Origin of the sequence: Mesomycoplasma dispar, from assembly GCF_000941075.1 — a bacterium.
Classification (GTDB): domain Bacteria; phylum Bacillota_I; class Bacilli_A; order Mycoplasmatales; family Metamycoplasmataceae; genus Mesomycoplasma; species Mesomycoplasma dispar.
Window position 1 is genome coordinate 37,014 of record NZ_CP007229.1, and the last position, 19,436, is coordinate 56,449.

Annotated in this window: 21 protein-coding genes; 20 read left to right on the forward strand and 1 reads right to left on the reverse strand. The window is 29.4% G+C overall.

From position 1 onward, the window contains the following. Positions 1-15 precede the first annotated feature (15 nt). Complete coding sequence (gene recA / locus MDIS_RS00145; RefSeq protein ID WP_084217512.1) at positions 16-1,029, reverse strand: recombinase RecA; 1,014 nt, start codon at positions 1,027-1,029, stop codon at positions 16-18. A 272-nt stretch (positions 1,030-1,301) separates the two neighbouring features. Here recA and MDIS_RS00150 point away from each other — a divergent pair, with 272 nt between their 5' ends. The 20 genes from MDIS_RS00150 to ffh all read left to right on the forward strand — a co-directional run bounded on the left by MDIS_RS00150 (position 1,302) and on the right by ffh (position 19,414). Then, positions 1,302-2,024, forward strand: a complete 723-nt coding sequence (locus tag MDIS_RS00150; protein ID WP_044635120.1) for a phosphotransferase — start codon at positions 1,302-1,304, stop codon at positions 2,022-2,024. Position 2,025: 1 nt separating this feature from the next. Continuing rightward, a complete protein-coding gene (gene obgE / locus MDIS_RS00155; protein WP_044635121.1) occupies positions 2,026-3,285 on the forward strand; it encodes a GTPase ObgE in 1,260 nt (419 codons plus the stop codon). Between the two features lie 72 nt (positions 3,286-3,357). Continuing rightward, positions 3,358-3,720: an MG284/MPN403 family protein gene (locus tag MDIS_RS00160; protein WP_044635122.1), complete on the forward strand. Its 363-nt coding sequence runs from the start codon at positions 3,358-3,360 to the stop codon at positions 3,718-3,720. Positions 3,721-3,723: 3 nt separating this feature from the next. Beyond that, positions 3,724-4,932 carry an MHO_1580 family protein gene (locus MDIS_RS00165; protein ID WP_044635123.1) on the forward strand — a complete coding sequence of 403 codons (1,209 nt, stop codon included), beginning with the start codon at positions 3,724-3,726 and terminating at the stop codon, positions 4,930-4,932. Position 4,933: 1 nt separating this feature from the next. After that, entirely contained in the window at positions 4,934-5,359 is a 426-nt protein-coding gene (locus MDIS_RS00170; protein WP_197722417.1) for an MHO_1590 family protein, read from the forward strand. 45 nt (positions 5,360-5,404) lie between these two features. After that, positions 5,405-6,559 carry a Y-family DNA polymerase gene (locus MDIS_RS00175; RefSeq protein WP_044635124.1) on the forward strand — a complete coding sequence of 385 codons (1,155 nt, stop codon included), beginning with the start codon at positions 5,405-5,407 and terminating at the stop codon, positions 6,557-6,559. 428 nt (positions 6,560-6,987) lie between these two features. Further along, positions 6,988-7,716 carry a F0F1 ATP synthase subunit A gene (locus tag MDIS_RS00185; RefSeq protein ID WP_044635126.1) on the forward strand — a complete coding sequence of 243 codons (729 nt, stop codon included), beginning with the start codon at positions 6,988-6,990 and terminating at the stop codon, positions 7,714-7,716. A 50-nt stretch (positions 7,717-7,766) separates the two neighbouring features. Further along, positions 7,767-8,072: a F0F1 ATP synthase subunit C gene (locus MDIS_RS00190; protein ID WP_044635127.1), complete on the forward strand. Its 306-nt coding sequence runs from the start codon at positions 7,767-7,769 to the stop codon at positions 8,070-8,072. A 38-nt stretch (positions 8,073-8,110) separates the two neighbouring features. Next, positions 8,111-8,668, forward strand: coding sequence for an ATP synthase F0 subunit B (locus MDIS_RS00195; RefSeq protein WP_044635128.1), 558 nt, complete (start codon positions 8,111-8,113; stop codon positions 8,666-8,668). A gap of 8 nt (positions 8,669-8,676) precedes the next feature. Then, positions 8,677-9,240, forward strand: a complete 564-nt coding sequence (locus MDIS_RS00200) for a F0F1 ATP synthase subunit delta (protein WP_044635129.1) — start codon at positions 8,677-8,679, stop codon at positions 9,238-9,240. A 16-nt stretch (positions 9,241-9,256) separates the two neighbouring features. After that, on the forward strand, positions 9,257-10,783 hold the full coding sequence (gene atpA, locus MDIS_RS00205; protein ID WP_044635130.1) for a F0F1 ATP synthase subunit alpha: 1,527 nt from the start codon (positions 9,257-9,259) through the stop codon (positions 10,781-10,783). Between the two features lie 24 nt (positions 10,784-10,807). Beyond that, complete coding sequence (gene atpG, locus MDIS_RS00210) at positions 10,808-11,638, forward strand: ATP synthase F1 subunit gamma (protein WP_044635131.1); 831 nt, start codon at positions 10,808-10,810, stop codon at positions 11,636-11,638. A gap of 18 nt (positions 11,639-11,656) precedes the next feature. Next, on the forward strand, positions 11,657-13,072 hold the full coding sequence (gene atpD, locus MDIS_RS00215) for a F0F1 ATP synthase subunit beta (RefSeq protein WP_044635132.1): 1,416 nt from the start codon (positions 11,657-11,659) through the stop codon (positions 13,070-13,072). Next, on the forward strand, positions 13,059-13,319 hold the full coding sequence (locus MDIS_RS00220) for an ATP synthase subunit epsilon (RefSeq protein WP_044635133.1): 261 nt from the start codon (positions 13,059-13,061) through the stop codon (positions 13,317-13,319). Before atpD ends, MDIS_RS00220 begins: the two co-directional genes overlap by 14 nt. A gap of 103 nt (positions 13,320-13,422) precedes the next feature. Further along, entirely contained in the window at positions 13,423-14,709 is a 1,287-nt protein-coding gene (locus MDIS_RS00225; protein WP_044635134.1) for an IS3 family transposase, read from the forward strand. Between the two features lie 134 nt (positions 14,710-14,843). After that, a complete protein-coding gene (gene recU, locus MDIS_RS00230) occupies positions 14,844-15,329 on the forward strand; it encodes a Holliday junction resolvase RecU (protein ID WP_044635135.1) in 486 nt (161 codons plus the stop codon). Positions 15,330-15,450: 121 nt separating this feature from the next. Beyond that, complete coding sequence (locus MDIS_RS04320; RefSeq protein WP_044635136.1) at positions 15,451-15,720, forward strand: ATP-binding cassette domain-containing protein; 270 nt, start codon at positions 15,451-15,453, stop codon at positions 15,718-15,720. A gap of 364 nt (positions 15,721-16,084) precedes the next feature. Continuing rightward, positions 16,085-17,110, forward strand: a complete 1,026-nt coding sequence (gene rpsB, locus MDIS_RS00240; RefSeq protein ID WP_084217513.1) for a 30S ribosomal protein S2 — start codon at positions 16,085-16,087, stop codon at positions 17,108-17,110. A 2-nt stretch (positions 17,111-17,112) separates the two neighbouring features. Beyond that, on the forward strand, positions 17,113-18,012 hold the full coding sequence (tsf, locus tag MDIS_RS00245; RefSeq protein WP_044635137.1) for a translation elongation factor Ts: 900 nt from the start codon (positions 17,113-17,115) through the stop codon (positions 18,010-18,012). A 79-nt stretch (positions 18,013-18,091) separates the two neighbouring features. Further along, positions 18,092-19,414, forward strand: coding sequence for a signal recognition particle protein (gene ffh, locus MDIS_RS00250; protein ID WP_044635138.1), 1,323 nt, complete (start codon positions 18,092-18,094; stop codon positions 19,412-19,414). Positions 19,415-19,436 lie beyond the last annotated feature (22 nt).

Below are 19,436 nucleotides of genomic sequence, written 5' to 3' on the forward strand. Positions count from 1 at the left end.
GTAGCAGTAATTTTACTATAATGTTGGATTTTGTTCTTGATTTTCCTTTAATTTTTCGATAATTTGCTCTTTTATTTCATTAAATAGTTTAGAATTGTTTTCTAGTAACAATTTTAAATTCAGTTTCCCTTGCGCAATATTTTCTCCCCGATATGCAAATCAAGAGCCTTTTCTCACAAGAATTCCCAATTCTTCGCCTAATTGGACAATTTCTGCTGATTTTGAGATGCCCTTTGCAAAAATAATTTCTACTATTGCAGTTTTGAACGGAATTGCAAGTTTATTTTTAACTACTTTTATTTTTACGCTATGTCCTGTTATGTCGTTTCCTGAAATAATTTGTTGTGTTTTTCTAACATCTAATCGGATAGATGCATAAAATTTAAGTCCTCTTCCACCCGGGGTTGTTTCAGGATTTCCAAAAATTACACCAACCTTTTCTCTGATTTGATTAATGAAAATAACAGTAGTACCGTTTTTATTTAAGGATGCTGTAATTTTTCGAAGTGCTTTTGACATAAGACGGGCTTGAGCGCCAATTACTTGATCTTTCATTTCGCCTTGAAGTTCCGCGATTGGGACTAAAGCCGCAACTGAATCAACGACAATTAAGTCAATCGCTTTTGTTTTTGCCAAAGTATCAACAATATCTAAGGCTTGCTCTCCTGAATCTGGTTGCGAAAGAATTAAATTGTCGATATCGATTCCTAAATTTTTTGCATATTGTGGATCAATCGAATGTTCAGCATCAATAAAAGCTGCAATTCCTCCTTGTTTTTGCACTTCTGCAATTGCGTGAAGGCTAATTGTTGTTTTTCCTGATGATTCAGGACCGTAAATTTCAATAATTCTTCCTTTTGGAAACCCTCCAATTCCAAGCGCCATATCAATTGCCATACTGCCTGATGAAAAAACTTCTGTATCAATAGGTGGTTTTTCGCCCAAAACCATAATTGATTCGTTACCAAATTTCTTTTTAATTTCTGCAAGCGCTTGTTTTAATAGTGACTTATCCATATTTTCTGTCATTATAGGTTCCTTCATTTTAATTTTTGGTTCTTAATATAAAACTATATTTAAATTAAGTTTTTTTGAAAAATTAAATTAAAAAAGGAAAAAATTAGGAAAAAATAACTGTTTTTCCTTTTTTAAGAAAAATTTTGGAATTTTTCTTAAAATATTATGCTAGGGTGGAAAAAATAAACTTTATTATGTTAAAAATAAAAGTTACTCCACCCTAGCATGATAATTTTATTACTATTAAATTTTTAAATTTAAAAAAATTTAATAAAATTTCCAATATGAAAAAAATTTCGATTGGATTTACTAACGAATCATTCCGTGATGGTCCCAAATTCGTGCAAAAAAAAATTCATAACGGAATGAATCACGAAATTGATTATAAAATTTTATCAAATTTTAAATTCGTTCCAAAGTTAATTTTTGACTCAAAAGAATTAATTATTTGAGAATGAATCGAGGGTAGCGAAGTTGAACTAACCCCTGAATCACTTCAAAAAATAGCAATTCAACTAAAAGAAGTCCACGATTCTGAACTTGATTTTCCGCCTTCGAATCATAATTTTAGAGTTGAGTGTTATTTAAAAACTCTATCAGAAAAAGGTATAAAAAATAGAATCATTTCAAAATATTATGATTTTATTAAAGAAATACTTCAAAAAATGGACAAATCCAAACCGCTTCACAACGATTTGTGATTAATGAATATGGTCGAAAAAGATCATAAAATCTATTTTTTAGATTGAGAATACGCATCAAAAGGCGATATACATTTTGATTTAGCTTACTTCATTGAATCAGCAAGGCTAAATGATAAAAATGAACGTATTTTTTTAGATTTTTATGGCAAAACTAACTATAAAGACATATTAGTGCAAAGAATTTTTGTTCTCTATCTTATAATTTTATGAGTTAACGCCCAAGAAACTAAATATTTTGATGACGAACCTTATATGGAAAAATTAGAGAATTTATATTCACAATTTCTGTTATGAAAGGAATAAAATGAGATTTATAGACCATGTTTCAATTGAAGTTGAGGCTGGAAAAGGTGGTGATGGCATAATTTCTTTTCGTCGAGAGGCGCATGTTGATAAAGGCGGACCTGATGGTGGCGATGGGGGAAGTGGTGGTTCAATTTATTTTGTTGGAGATTCTGGTTTAAATACATTGTTACCATTTTACCAAACTAAAAAAATTTTTGGTAATAATGGTGAAAACGGCAGATCAAAAAATAGAACAGGTGCAAGCGGTAAAGATGTTTTTATAAAAGTTCCTTTAGGAACGCAAGTATTTGTAAAAAACACTTTAATTTGCGACATCATTTTGCAAAAAGAGTATTTAATCGCTCGCGGTGGACGCGGTGGATTAGGCAACACTCGCTTTAAAAGTTCAAAAAATAAAGCGCCGCGAATTTCGGAAAATGGTGAATTAGGACAGAAGTTTAACCTTAACCTTGAACTAAAAGTTATGGCTGATATTGGTTTAATAGGAAAACCGAATGCTGGAAAATCAACACTTTTGTCATTAATTTCTAATTCTAAACCGAAAATTGCAAATTATGAATTTACAACTTTAGTTCCGCAGTTAGGTCTTGTTAAAATTCATAATGATTCTTTTGTTGTCGCCGATCTTCCAGGGCTCATTTTAGGGGCTAGTTCTGGAAAAGGTATGGGAATTATCTTTTTAAAACACATTGAAAGATGCCGCGCAATTGCTCATATAATTGATTTCGGTGATAAAGAGAAAAACCCAGTTACTGATTTTGTTGAAATTAACGCTGAATTGGAAAAATTTAACAAAAATCTGTTAAATTTAGAGCAAATTGTAATTGCAAACAAACATGATTTACCAAGTTTTCAAGATAATTTGATTAATTTTCAAAAAAAATTTCCCGAAATTCCAATAGTTAAAGCTAGTTTAATTTCAAATGATCAATTTGAAATTAAAGAAATAAAAGAAAAAATGCTTGATTTAATTAAAAAAAGCAAAAAAAATGTAGAAATTACAGAATTAAGCGAAAACCCTGTTGAATTTAATTTAGAAGCACCATTTTTGATCGATAACAGTACTCCTGGATTTTACGAAGTTACTGGCGAGTTAATTAAAAAAATAATTCATAAAATACCGTTAAATTCACAGGAAAATATTTTTAGATTTAATACTAAAGTCAAAAATATTGGACTTTGGGATGAACTAATTAAACTCGGAATTAAATCTGGTGATACAGTCAAAATTTATGATTTTGAATTTCAATGAAATTAAAAATATTTTTTAGACCACACTTCATAAGTTCTATACTTTTTTATGAAATTAATTGAATAGGAGAAAGAAATAATGGACGACACCCGCAAACCAAAAAGATCACTTCGTAAAAAATTAAGAGATTCTTCAGAGTGAACTTTTGTTGAAAAAAAATCTTTAGTTTCATTTTTGTTCTTATATCACAAAGCAAACAAACTACATTCTCAAAAAGAAAAAATTTACGAAACTCTCGGTTTGACTAACAAACCAGATAATCTGCCAATTTCGGCAATTGAACGCGCGCTTTCTTTGCTAGAACCAAAATATACCAAACTTTTAATTAAAGAATTTATTGACAACGATCGCAACTGGATTAAAAAATATTGATCAAAATCCACTTATTACAAAAATATGCATAAAGCGATTGATCAATTTATCATAATTTTAAATCTTTAGTGTATGAATTTAGATCTTATTCCTAACGAGAATCCAGAAATTCAAATCGCAAGAAATTACGGGCAAATTTCATTTAGTTATGCATCAAGTTCTTCTCCTAACGGCATTAGGCAATTTGTTAAAATTGATCGCGATCTAACTTCTGAAAGATTTAGCGTAATTGTTACTGTTTTTTCAAAAATAGTAGGAAAAGTCAATGTTTATGTGCAGTTAAATAATTCTACACCAACTGTGCCGAAATTACTTGAATTATTTCCAGAAAGATTTAACCAAGCAGTTTTTACATTTGGCGGACCAAAGCAAGAAAAAGATAAAGAAAATGATGCTGCATTTATAAAATTAAACAATGTTTTAGTGTATTTAACTAAAGAAAATGAACAAAACATTTTATTAGACAATGTGTTAAAAGTCCGTAATTTTTCTGATGTAAGCAAAGAATATTCTATAAAAAAAACGGGAATTGGTTTTAAGTTGTTAAAATCAATTAAGATGGCAAATCTTGGCGCTGATGCTTCGGTCGAATTTTCGAAAACTTACGAAAAAATTGATGAAAATACAGTCTATTTTTTTCCTAGTAAATTTAGTCAACAAAAACACAATGTAAATATTTTTAAAGTTGGTGTTGATCCTGAACTTTTTTATGCAGGAAATATCGACAAAAACATTAATATTACAAACCTAAAGTTAACTAATTTGCCAATTAAATCGCTAAATAATTCGAAAAATCATTTGGATTTGTCGTTCCAATTTAGGGAAAATATTTATGATAAAAATAAAAAACCAGAAATAATTGCAGGAAAATACATTGTAGGCGATGTTTTTATAACGTCAAATACTTATTATGATTCAAAAGAAAGAGCTGTTTTTTCTGGAAATTCACAAATTTCTCAACAAGGTTTTGTGATTCCCTATAATTTTTCAGGAACACTAAATCCAAAAATTGAGATGAATATTAACAATGACTACCGAAAAATAAGTGTGGCTTTTTCACAAGAAATTAGTAAAAAATTAATTGATTATGATAAAAAAAGTGGAATCTATAAAATAAAAATCACAAATTATTCTACCCCTTTTATTAAATCAGATCAAATTAGAATTTCAAATCAAGATTTTAAATATGTTGCCACTAATTTTTTAACAATTCAGCAATTAAGAGATCTTTCGCTCACAAACTTTAAAGAAGATGATGAGGAAAAAAAATTAGAGGAATAAATTGAAAGTCGCTATTAAAATAGGAGCAGCGCTTGCGGCAACCGTAATAATTGCTGGCGTTGGCATAGGTGGTTGATATTTGTATAATCACAAATTGCAGGAATCAATTCCGCCACTAAAAAAACAGCTTGATTTTGAAGTAAAAAATGAAAGCAAATACAAGGACAACGAAGTTTTTCCTAATATTTATGCGAATGATTTTTATGACACAATCAAAGTTAAAGACGGGCAAGTTTTTATTGATGAATGATTAGTTGAAAATGTTATAAAAGAAATAGTCTCAAAAATTAAAGTTGCTTTTGGATCAATAAATTTTCGATATCAAATTGATGATCAAAAAAGCACAATATATATTGAAATTCTTTGGAAATACAAAAAAAATAAACTAAATAGAAACTATAAAATCAGTTTATATCAAGATGCATAATGTTGCTTATTTTGTAGAAAATTAAGTATAATTATTTTTAACTGTATGCCAAAAATAATTGCACATATTGATATTGATACCTTTTTTGTTTCCTCAGAAATTAGACTAGACTCAAAACTAGAAGGACAGCCAATTGCAATTTCTCGAAGAGATGATTTTGCAATGGCTGTTTCTGTTTCTAAAGAAGTAAAAGAAAAAGGCTTTAAAATTACAGATAAAATTGTTGAAATTAAAAAAAAGATACCAAATTTAATTGTAATTCGACCAAATATGAATTATTATAAATTTTTGTCAAACCAGTTTTTCACTTTTATTTCTAAAAATTTCACTAAAAAAATTGAAGTTTACTCAATTGATGAATGTTTTCTTGACTTAACAGATTTTTCTCGAAATTTCAAAACTTTAAGCGAAATGTTGTACTTTATAAAGGATGAATTGCAAAAAAATCTTAAATTACCAATATCGATCGGTGTTTCCTATAACAAATTGCTTGCAAAAATGGCTACTAATTTGGCTAAACACTCAAAAGACCGAATTGTCTTAATCCCAGAATTTAAAATTCCATCGCTAATTCATACGCAAAAAATTGAAAATCTATTTGGAATAGGAGCGCAAAACTCGAAAAAATTAAAAGATGCTGGAATTTTCACTATCGGCGATTTTGTAAAAAAAGGAATTAATGACGAAAAAATAGTTCAAATTTTAGGGGTTAATCGTCACTATTTTTTTCAATCATTAACCGGAAAAGGTGACAACAACGTTTCTAATAGACTTGAGAAATTCAAAAGTATCTCACATTTTCGCACATTCCCATTAAATAATTTGTTAACGAAAAGGGAAATTTTAAACTTAATTTCAAATTTTTTATCAGAAATAGTGGAAAAATTGAAAAAATATTCAAAAGCGGCTAATAGAATTGAAATTTTTTTTAAACTAAAAAACAAAGTACAGAACCGTTTTTTTACTAATTTAACCTTTCCCTCTAACGATTATGACTTTCTTTATGAAAATTTAGTTGCACTTGTTGAAAAAATTAATGATTTTTCTTTCATTTTTGGTTTTGGTATCGCTGTGTCTAAAATTTCAGATTATGATACTGGTATGTTAAAAACTAACCCAAAAGTTAAGAGCATCATTTCGGACATTAACAAAAAAATGGGTTCTAAAAAATTATTTGTACTAAATCATATTAAAAATTAAAAAAAATGAAAAAAACTTTGTATCTTTATTTAAAAATATTTTTTGCAATATCAATAATTTTAAGTTTTGTTGCAATTTGAAATTATAGTTTAATATTTGGATGACTTTTTTCTCTAATTAGCGTTCTTACATCTGTGTTTTCAAAATATTTATTTTTAAATAAAATTACAAATAACGCAAAGAGAAAAATAAAAACGACGGTTTTTATAGCTTTTTTTGCCTATATGTTCTTCGTTTTACTTCAGGCATCGATTTTTACAATTATTTTTTTCATAAACAAAACATTTACAACTAATGATTCTCAACAAATTTACAGCATTTTTTTCCACCCGATTAATATTATTTCTTTTATTTTTGGGTACACAATTTTTCCAATTAGTGCTATAATTAATAATTCGATATTAAAATATAAAAAGTAAAGGAGTAAAATGGATTTTTTTTCAAATTGAAATCAGCCACAATTATTTACTCTCTTTATTTTAGTAATCTTTTTGATAATTTTATCAATTATTGTTTTTTTTCACGTAAAAAAATCAAAAGTTGATAAAGCTCCTTCAGCCATTGTTTTGTTTGCAGAATCTTATTTTATGTTTATCGATGATCTTGTTGAATCTGCTGGTGAAGGTTATGTAAATAAGACAAAACCTTATATTTTTTCACTTTTTACCTTTTTTTTGTTTGGAAATTTGTTATCTCTCGTTGGGTTAGAACCAGTTTCGACTTCAATTTCAGTTACTTTAACTTTAGCTTTTATTAGTTGATTTGGAATTTTTGTAGTTGGCGCTATTTATTCTAGATGACGTTATTTACTTGAATTTGCAAAAAACCCCTTAAAAATAATTGGAGCACCAGCCCCATTAATTTCGCTTTCCTTTAGGATGTATGGGAATTTAATTTCTGGTTCAGTTTTATTTATGATTATTTATTCGGGAGTCCAATGGGTTTACCAAAAAATACCACTGGGTGTTTTTGGTAATTTTAATTTGCCAGTTGTGTTAATTTTTCCACCTTTTCTTCTATATTTCGATATTGTTGGCTCGCTAATTCAGTCTTTCATTTTCGTAATTTTAACAGTTTCATATTGAGGAATGGAAGCAAACGAGTCTGGAAAAAGTGAACAAATTACGGAAAAAGAAGCACATTTTCAAAAAACATAAAAACTCTAAATTTAAAAAATTAATTTTAAAAAACTAGAAAAAGGAAAAAAATGGATTCTCTCATAAATTTTTCACATAAAGTTGTTCAAAATTTTCAAGAAGTAGCAAATAAAGCAGCACAAACCGACTTAAACGGGAAAGCGTTTGCGTATCTGGGCGCAGGACTTGCAATGATCGGTGTTATCGGTGTTGGAGCGGGTCAAGGATATTCGGTGGGTAAGGCGTGTGATGCGATTGCTCGAAATCCTGAAGCTCAGAAAAAAGTTTTTCGTGTTTTATTAATCGGGACTGCAATTTCTGAAACTAGTTCAATTTATGCGCTTTTAATTGCTTTTATTTTAATTTTTGTTAAATAATTTTAGGCAATTTTTGAATTACTTGAAAAAGATAAAAAATGGAAGATCTTAAGAAATCATTAGGCAAGTTGTTTGAAGGAATTACTCCTAATATTTATGTTATTACTGCGACAATAGTTAGTTTTATAATTTTATTTTTAGTAATTACTTATTTTGTTTATCGTCCACTCAAAAAATACATAAAAGATCGAAAAAATTTCCTTCAAAATCATATAGATTCGACAATCAAATCGAATTTACAGGCGCAAAAACTTGAAAAAGAAACACAAAAAAAACTTCTTGAAACAAAAGAATTTTGCAACGAACTTAAAGAAAAATCACAAATTGAAGCTAGTAAATTTCTTGAAGATTCAAAAAAAACAGCGACAGAAAACGCACGGCAATTAATTAGTGAAGGTCAAAAAATTTTACTAGAATATGAAAAAGAAATAATCGCTAAACATCAAGAAAATATTATTAATGTTGCAGTTGAAATTAGTCGAAAATACCTTGAAAAACAGCGAGAAAACAACGAAGATTTGCATAAAAAGTTACTTTTAGATTTAGAAAATGAATTAAAATCTGAAGAAAATAATTCAAAAATTGATACCAAATAGGGTTAAAAATGCACTCACAAGTAAAAAATTATTACGGATATGCGGAAACACTTTTGGAAATTTCAATTTCTGATGAAAAAGTAAAAAACTTTTTAAATGATAGTTTTTTAATTTTAGAGATAATCCAAAATCATCCAGTTTTAATTTCAGTTTTTAATTCTTATTTTGTAACTAAACAGGAAAAATTTAATTTAATTGATAAAATTTTTTCAGACAAAGTTGAAAAAAAGATGGTTAATTTTCTTAAAGTAATTGGTAAGAACAATCTTTTTTCATACTATCGACAAATTTTGATAAAATTTATTAAACTTGCAAATGCACATTTAGCACAAACTTGAGGTGAAATAGAAACTGCTTTTCCAATTCCTGTTTCTGTTATTAGTAATTTTGAAAATATTCTTTCAAAAAAATTAAACAAAAAAGTTCATCTAAGGCAAAAAATCAATTCCCAACTAATTTCTGGAGTTCGAATAATAGTTGATAACCAAATTTTTGAAAACTCACTTTTTTCACAATTAAAGTCACTAAAACAGACACTGAAAAATCGTATAGATATTAAAAAAAGTCTATAAATTTAAAGGTTTTATTATGAATAAAGATATAAATTTAGCCGCAATAATCAAAAATGAAATTGAAAATTTTGAAGCTAAAATTCAAAATGATGACATTGGAAAAGTCATTATTGTCGGCGATGGTGTCGCGCTTGTATCTGGAATTGAAAAAGTGAAATTTGGTGAACTTGTTGAATTTGAAAACAATGTTTTTGGAATCGCCCTTAATTTAGAGCAAGATTTAATCGGAATCGTTATTATGGGTGGAGAAAATTCGGTTTTTCAAGGCTCAATTGTCAAAAGGACAAAATCTGTAATTTCAATCACAGTTGGAGATCAACTTTTAGGTCGGGTTATCAACGCTCTTGGGGCTCCAATTGATGGAAAAGGTGAATTTGATAATAGTCTTAAAAGCGAAATTTTCACTAGTGCACCTTCGATCATGGACAGAAAAAGTGTCCAAAAAGGATTGAAAACGGGAATTTTAGCCATTGATTCACTAGTTCCAATCGGAAAAGGTCAACGTGAGTTAATAATTGGGGATCGCCAAACTGGGAAAACCACAATCGCAATTGATACAATTTTGAACCAAAAAGGAAAAAATGTCTATTGTGTTTACGTCGCAATCGGGCAAAAAAATTCTAGCGTTGCTCAAATAGTCTCACTTCTTGAAAAAAAAGGTGCACTTGAATATACAACTGTTGTTTTAGCTGGCGCAAGCGAACTTTCACCTTTGCAATATCTTGCACCTTATTCTGGAACTTCGATCGCCGAATATTGGATGCACAAAGGAAAAGATGTTTTGATAATTTATGATGATTTATCAAAACACGCAATTGCTTATCGAACACTTTCGCTTCTTTTAAGAAGGCCGCCAGGTCGCGAAGCTTTTCCTGGCGATATTTTTTATCAACATTCCTACCTTCTTGAGCGATCATCGCAACTTTCTGATGAAAAAGGTGGTGGATCAATTACCGCTTTGCCAATAATTGAAACTCAAGCTGGCGATATTTCAGCCTATATTCCCACAAATGTGATTTCAATTACAGATGGACAAATTTTTGTCAGAGATAGTTTGTTCAATTCTGGGCAAAAACCAGCGATTGATATTGGGCTTTCGGTTTCACGGGTTGGTTCTGCCGCCCAAACTAAATTGATGAAATGAGCATCTTCTTCATTAAAATTGGAATTAGCACAGTATAACGAACTTAAGGCCTTCGCCCAATTTGGTTCAGATTTAGGGCCTAGTTCACAGTTGATTCTTGATCGCGGCAATAAAATTTATGAACTTTTAAAACAAGAAAATCAACAACCACTTAGTGAAATTCAGCAAATTATGTTACTAATTTTGATTCGTGAGCATTTAATTGATAAATTAGAACAGAAATCTATTCAATCATTTAGGTCAGTTTTTCTAAAATTTCTCGATTCTGACAGTAAAATTAAGTTAATTTTAGAAAAAATTAGTCATAATCAAGGTCTAGAAGGCGAAAATTTAGAAGAAATTCTAAAAAATATTACAGATTTTATCGAAAAATTCAATTTAGGACAAGCTTTTAGTTAATTTTTTTGAAAGGCGAGTGAAAAAATGGCTAAATTAAATCGACTTCGCGCTAGATTTGTCCAGATTCAAAACATAAAAAAAATGACTAATGTTATGGAAATGATTGCAAATGCAAAAATCCCTAAAATAAAGAATCAATTTAAATCATCTCAAGAATATTTTGAAAATTTGGACTATATTTTTCAAAATATTCTTGAAAATTTAGGTACAAAAGTCGAAGAATTAACTAAAACAGAATCTAAAAAAAATCTTTATATAATTTTTGGTTCAAATTTAGGGTTTTGTGGCGCTCTTAATAATTTAATTTTAAAAAAACTTACACTTGAACTCAAAGAAAATGACGAAGTGATCGTTTTTGGGAAGAAAATTTATAATTTTTTATCATTAAATTACCCAAAGGTAATTCTAAAATCTTTTTTAGGAATAGAAGAATCAAATTTCGTGGATCCGATTCTACAAGTATCTAACCTTATAAATCAGGCGATAATAGACAAAAAATATAGTAAAATTTTTATTTGTTATAATAAATTTATCAGTATAATTCACTCAAAACCAGAAATGCATAATTTGCTTGATTTTAAAAAAAACACTGTAAAATACGATGGGTATGGAATTGAATTTGAACCAAATGCCACCGAAATTTTTGAAAAATTAATGCCTTTTTACATTAAATCAGTTCTTGAAAAACTTTTCATTGAATCGAAATTAGTTGAAACTTCTGCCCGACGTTCTTCAATGGAAAGTGCAACTGAAAATGCTCGTGAAATCTTGCAAAAATTAGAAACGGAAATCAACTCAAGTCGTCAAGCAATGATAACGCAAGAAATTATTGAAATTATTAGCGGAAAAATGTAGAAAAAAGTAGGTAAATTTATGAAAAAACACGTAAGTATCGGTCACATTGTTCAAATTTTTGGCCCAGTTATCGATGTTCAATTTCCGAATGAGCATATGCCCGCAATTCTTTCAGCGCTTGAAATTGAAATTAATGGTCAAAAAATTGTTTTCGAGGTTGCTCAACATTTGGGTGAAGGAATTGTTCGCGCAATCGCGATGTCAATGACTTATAATTTGTCTAAAGGTCTTGAGGTTTATGACACTGGTTCACAAATTTCAGTTCCCGTTGGAAAAGAAGTGCTTTCACGAATGTTTAACGTTTTAGGCGAACCAATTGATGGTGGTTCCTTGCTTGACTCAGTTCAAAAAAAACCAATTCACGCTCCAGCTCCGACTTATTTAGAACAAAAAGCAACTAGCGAAATTTTAGTTACAGGGATAAAAGTTATTGATCTCCTAATACCTTTTGTAAAAGGGGGTAAAATTGGACTTTTTGGTGGTGCGGGTGTCGGGAAAACCGTTTTAGTGCAGGAATTAATTAATAATATCGCCACAAAACACGGGGGACTTTCGGTTTTTGCTGGTGTTGGCGAGCGTTCTCGTGAAGGAAATGATCTTTATTTTGAAATGAAAGCCGCGGGAGTTTTAGAAAAAACCGCACTTGTTTTTGGTCAAATGAACGAACCGCCAGGTGCTAGAATGAGAGTTGCGCTTTCAGCTCTGACAATGGCCGAGTATTTCCGTGACCACGAAAATCAAGATGTACTACTTTTTATTGATAATATTTTTCGATTCACTCAGGCAGGTTCAGAAGTTTCGACCTTACTGGGAAGAATTCCTTCAACTGTTGGTTATCAACCAACACTTTCGACAGAAATGGGCCAACTTCAGGAACGAATTACTTCGACAATTCGTGGTTCAATAACTTCAGTTCAAGCTGTCTATGTTCCAGCAGATGACATCACTGACCCAGCACCAGCAACTACTTTTTCCCATCTTGATGCAAAAACAGTTTTAGACCGAAATATTGCCGCTTTAGGAATTTATCCCGCTGTCGATCCACTCGCTTCATCATCAAGGGCGTTAGAGCCAAACATAGTTGGCAAACAACACTATCGTGTGGCTAAAAAAGTTGTTCAAATTCTACAAAGATTCAAGGAATTACAGGATATTATTGCAATTCTAGGGGTAGATGAACTTAGCGAATCTGATAAACAAGTAGTCGCTCGCGCCCGTAGAATTCGTAATTTTTTATCCCAACCATTTTTTGTAGCGCAAAAATTTTCTGGGATTGAAGGTCAATTCATTAAAATACATGATACTGTTAATAATTTTGACCAGCTTTTGTCTGGTAAATACGACAATGTTCCAGAAGAGGCATTTTTATACGTTGGAACAATCGATCAAGCAATAGAAAAAGCAAAAAAGATGGGCTGAAGTGAAAAAAATTAACTTTAAAATATTTACTCCGAACGGAGTTTTTCACGAATCAAAACCTGATTCAGTTTTAATAAAAACAAAACTTGGATATCGTGTGGCTCAATACGGAATAACTCCTTTTGTTGGTGTGATTGACCCATCAATTTTGCAGATTTTTAACGAAAAAGAAAAACTAGAATTCGAAATTAAAAGCGGAATCGTCTTCGCTAACAAATTTGAGATTTTGATTTTTACTGAAGATAAATTGGGTTCTGCTTAATATTAACATTTTTTGGGAAAATTTGTTAAAAAAAGGAAAACTATGTAGTTTTTCCTAAATTAGTAGAAAAAAATGAGACACACCAAGAGAGGTGTGTTTTTTTATGAAACAAAATAAATTTTCAATTAATGAAAAAATCAAATATATCAAAATCGCTGAATCGCAAGGATTCAAAAGTGCGACTATACATTTTGCAAACGAGTTTCGTGAAATTTATAAAAATAAATCAGTTAATAAAAAATCGCAAAAAGAGGGTTTTTTACAGACATATGCGAATAATTTAATTCGAAACTGACAAAAAAAGTATTATAATTATGGTATGAACGGATTAATTAGCACACGTGGTAAAAATAAATCACCACGTAAGTCAAAAAAACAATACACAATTAACGATCTTTCGGAAAATGACCGCGGAATTTATCAAGAAATAATGGAAAACGTCCTTAGAAGATACGGGATTGATCCTGCAATTGTAATGGACGAACTTAAAAAGCGAAAACAAGAAGCAGAAAAAGATAAGGATCAAATCGAAAATTCAACAAGACTTTGCAGCGTTTTAAAAGTTAATCGCACATCGATTTATCGCAAAATAAAGGTGAAAAAATCACCAAAAGAAATGGTATACAGTAAAGAATTACTTGATTGAATTCTTGAAAGTTTTAATTTTAACAGAAAAGTAAAAGGTCGAGATAATTTGTATAATGTATACAAAAATCAAGGAAATAATATAAGCACATATGTTTTTCAAAAACACTATGAACATTTAGGGATAAAATCGATTGCTTACAAAAAACAAGGTAAAAATGCGCCAAAAGAAGCTAAATTTTCGCGGATTTGAGCCGAAGATCATATCAAAGGACAATTTGAATCTAAAAATTTTGGTGAAAAATGATTTGCTGATATTAAATTTATAAGAATTGGCGATGATTTTTATTTTTTGCATTCAATAATTGAAACAAAATCTAATTATTTGCTAAATTTTTCAATTTCCAAGACTAGATTTTCAGAAGAAACAATAAAATTAGTAAAAGAAACAATCAAAAAACACAAAATTACACCTAAATTTTTCCATTCAGATCATGGAGTTGAATATGCTAACCACCGATTTGCTCAATTTTTAAAAGAAAACAACATTCAACAATCAATGTCGCCAAAAGGAAACGCGCTTGCAAACCGCCCGATTGAATACTTTTATGCTATTTTACAAAGAGAATACTTGAATGTTGAGGGTAAAATTTTTGAAAACCTTGAAGATGCCCATCAAAAAATCAGCTCATTTGTTAAATGATACAATAAAACTAGAGTGCAAAGTTGCCTTTCATATTTGAGTCCAAATTCTCATTTTGAACAATTTGGTGCTCAAAAAAATTTTCACAATTTTGGAGAATAAAAAATAATAAAAATTTGTTTTAAAAATAATTAAAAATAATGATGTGTCTCATTTTCCTATACTAACTTACTATGTAGTTTTTCCTAATTTTTTCCTTTTTTTGATTAAAAAAGAAAAAAAACTTAACAAGTTATATGAATCACAAAAACCGTGGAATGTTTCTTGAAAAAATTATTAACAATACAATCGAATTTTATTATCAGAACGATATTGCCATTTTTCATAAAAAAAATTTGGATATTAGTTTTAAAGCAGTCAACAAAGATTTGGCATTAAACGATGCTTTTATTTTAAAAAAATCGACTGTTGATTATTATGGAATTTATAAGGGGGTTTTTGTTGCCTTTGAAGCAAAAAGCACTAACGAAAATACCTTGAATTTAAAACAAATTCCAGAACACCAATTAAATTATTTACATAAAGTCCGAAAACATTTTGGTTGTGCATTTTTTGTAATTTTTTTTAAGCAACTAGAAAAATTTTATATAGTTAATATTGATAAAGTTGATTTTTCTTTAAAATCCATTTCAATTTCATTTTTAGAAAAAGAAGGTTTTGAAATTTCGTTGACCTATCCAGGAATAATTGATTTCATTGGCTATATTGATCAAATGCTTTAATTTTTGCTAAAAATATTATAAAATTTCATAAAAATATGTTGGCAAATTTTATAAACTGGCAAAATTTTGAACCTCCTTTGAATTATTTAATTTTACCAAACATATTTTTAGGAAAAAATATTTGCTTCGTAGCGAAAATAGTGCTGAAAAATTGACCTTATTAAAAATTTTAACTGGGGTTGAACGAGATTATAAAGGCGAAATTATTTTTAATTCCACAAACTTAAACTCAATTAGCAACAAAAATATCATTGAAAAAATTAGTTTTATCGACAACAATCCGCTCTTAATTGAAGGAAATTTATCTGAAAATATTAGCTTTTATTCAAAATATGATGAGAAAAAAATTGATGATTTAATTAATTTAGTTAATTTAGACGAACTAAAATAATTGATGAAACCTTTCCAATCTTGACAAGATAAATATTGAAAATCTTGTAAATTTGTTGTTAAAACAAAACATTACACTACTTTTTTTGCACAATTTAGATGAAAATCTAGTTAAAAATTTCGATTTTTGTTTGAATTTTGCTAATTTTTGCTAATAAAGAAGTTTTACTAGAAAAAATATAGAATTTTTAAAAAATTGATGTTTTTTTATTTGCTTATTTATTTTTAGTTTTATGATATAATTTAGTTCTTAAACTAACCTAAAAAATTATTCAAAATATCATTAAAATGGATTCAGTTGGATGTGCTTTTTTAAGTTCTAACTGTTCGAAATTTTAAGTAGAAATAACAAACGAAGGAAAAACATGGAGAAGGCAAACGGAATAAATCAAGATTTAAGCACCGTGTCAAAAGACGGCGACCTATTAAATATAGGTGAGATTGACGCTGAAACTTCGAGCGAAACACCTATTATTTCAAAGCAAAAATTACTTGAAGCTGGTGTTTATTTTGGTCATAAAACATCTCAATGACACCCAAAAATGGCACAGTTTTTGCTAAAAAGAAAACGAAATCAAACTCACATTATTGATGTTTTAAAAACTCAAAAAATGTTGGAAATCGCTTATAAATTAGTTGAAAAGTTTGCGCAAAAAGGTGCAAAATTTATTTTTGTTGGGACTAAAAAACAAGCGAGAAAAGTTGTTGAAGAACAAGCAATTCGTACAAACTCAATTTATGTTTCAGGTCGTTGACTAGGTGGAACTTTAACAAATAGTCGTACAATTTTATCGCGACTTAAAGCAATGGAAGATCTTGAAAAACAAGCAGCCGATAATTTTGAGGGCTATACAAAGAAAGAAAGACTTTCAAAACAAAAACAACTCTCAAAATTACAAAAAAACCTTAACGGAATCAAAGGATTAAGAGATATTCCGCTATTTTCGCTAATTATGTTGGTTGCCGACCCTATTAAAGACATAATTGCGGTAAAGGAAGCGCGTAAAAAAGGGATTAAAATTATTGGAATAACTGATTCAAACGTCGATCCTTCATTGGTTGACTTTGGAATCCCAGCAAATGATGACTCAACTAAATCAATTACATTAATTTTTACTGTTTTAGCTGATGCGATTGCAGCTGCAAAAGGTGGCAAACCTCTTTTTGCCTACCAAACTGATGAGCAAATAATCCTTCCTGAAGATCCTGAAAGAGAACAAAAACAAAATCGGTACCGTCGTAATTCGTTTGAAAAATTTGAAAGATTTGATCGACAAAATAACAAAAATCATTTTAACAAAAATCCTTTAAGAGACAGAACAACACAAAATTTAGACTCTGAAACACAAGTGCAAAATAAAGTTAACGAGCAAAACGAGGAAAGGGTGTAAAAATGTCACAAATTGATAAAATGGCTAAAGTTAAAAAATTAAGGGAAATTACCGATGCTCCTTTTGTTGATTGCAAACAAGCATTGGAAAACTCTGGGTACGATATCGATTTGGCAATTAATTGACTTAGTGAAAACGGCAAGTCTAAAGCTATGAAAAAAGCTGATCGAATTGCGGCTGAAGGTTTAGTTTTAGCACTAAAAAATGAAGACACTGTTTTAATTTTTGAATTAAATTCTGAAACAGATTTTGTTGCAAAAAACCAAAATTTTATTAATTTGCAACAAAAAATCGGTAACTTGCTTTTAGAAAATGATTTTGAAAATCTAAAAAGCGCTTTAGACAATATTGTAGACACTGACGGAAAAACAATTTCCCAATTATTAATTGATGCAACTGCAACAATTGGTGAAAAAATTACTTTGCGCCGTGCATTTAAAAATAAATTTTTCACTGGAAGAACCGCTGGAGTTTACACACATTCAAATGGTCAAATTGCATCTCTTACAATTTTAAAAGGTGGCAACGATTTAATTGCAAAAAATATTTCAATGCACGTTGCTGCTTTGAATCCAGAATATATTTTTAAAAGCGATGTTCCAGAAGAGGAAATGAATAAACTTTATGAAAAGTTCTCAAATTCACCTGCTTTAGAAAAAAAACCTGAAAAAATAAGAGCATCAATTTTACAAGGAATGATTGATAAAGAACTTTCAAAATACGTTCTTGAACTTCAACCGCTCGCGCTTGATTCCACAGTTTCAGTCGGAAAATATCTACAGCAAAATTCAGCTAAATTATTAAAATCTATTCGTTTTGAAGTTGGTGAGGGAATTCAAAAACAGAATGTTGATTTTTCTACTGAAGTTAATCAGCAAATTCAAGAAGCTAAAAAAAAGTAGAATAATTATCAAGTCAAATTAAAGAGAGGTATAAAATTTTTCCTTAAAAAACGGGAAAAATTTTATATTTTTGCGTATAATGCTAGATTTTTTAACTAATCGAATTCAATCTTCCTTGAAAAAAATACAAAAATCAGTAACAATAAACGAACAGGATTTGACGGAAATAACACGTGAAATTCGACTTGCTTTGCTTGAAGCCGATGTTAATTTGCTTGTTGTAAAAGATTTTATTAATAAGGTAAAAACACAAGTTTTAAAGCAAGGTTTAACAACAAAACTGAATCCACAACAGGAATTTTTGAAAATTTTGCACCAAAATTTAGTTGAAGTTCTTGGTGTCAATTCGAAACCAATTAATTTTAGCAAAAATCCAACTGTAGTAATGTTAGTTGGACTTCAAGGTTCAGGAAAAACTACAACTGCAGCAAAATTAGCGGTTTTTGCTCGACAAAAAAAATTATCAAAAAAAATTTTGCTAGTTGCTTGTGATACATATCGTCCTGCTGCAATTGATCAGTTAAAGCAATTGGGAAAACAGATATCAATTGATGTTTTTTATGTTGAAAAAACGCCTGTTGAAATTGCAAAAGATGCCCTAATTTATAGTAAAAACAACAATTATGACCTTGTAATTTTTGACACTGCTGGGCGACTTTCGATCAACGAAGAATTAATGGAAGAATTATCTGAAATCAAAAAAGTTATTCGTCCTGATCAAATTATTTTCGTTGTAGATTCGCTTTCAGGACAAGATATAATCAATGTTGCACAGATATTTAATCAAAAAATCAACCTTAATGGTTCAATTATTACAAAATTAGATTCAAATGCACGTGCAGGAGCGGCGCTTTCAATTACTCATTTGCTTAAAATTCCAATTTTGCTAATTGGTACAGGTGAAAAAATTTCTGCTCTTGAACTTTTTCACCCAAACAGAATGGCTGACCGAATTTTGGGAATGGGTGATGTAATGTCGCTTTTAGAACAAGCAGAAGAAAATATTGATAAAAAAGCTGTAAAAAAACTTTCTCACCGAATGTTTTCAGGTCAATTTAATTTAGATGATCTTTTAAATAGTTTAGCTCAGATTCAAAAAATTGGAAAATTTTCAAAAATAATCAAAATGATTCCAGGTTTGTCAGGCAAAATTGATCAGAATCAAATTGATGAAGCTGAAAAAAAAATGAATCTGTATAAAATTTTAATTTCTTCAATGACAATTGAAGAAAGAAAAAAGCCAAAACTTTTAAAAAACCCCTCCCGCCGAAATCGAGTTTTGCGTGGTTCAGGTCGAACAAACGCCGAACTTAATCGCTTAATTAATGAATTTGAATCGATGTCAAAAAAAATGTCCGAATTTTCTTCAAAAAATCTTAATATTGATTCTTTTATTAAATAAATTTTGATTTTTAAGGATAGAA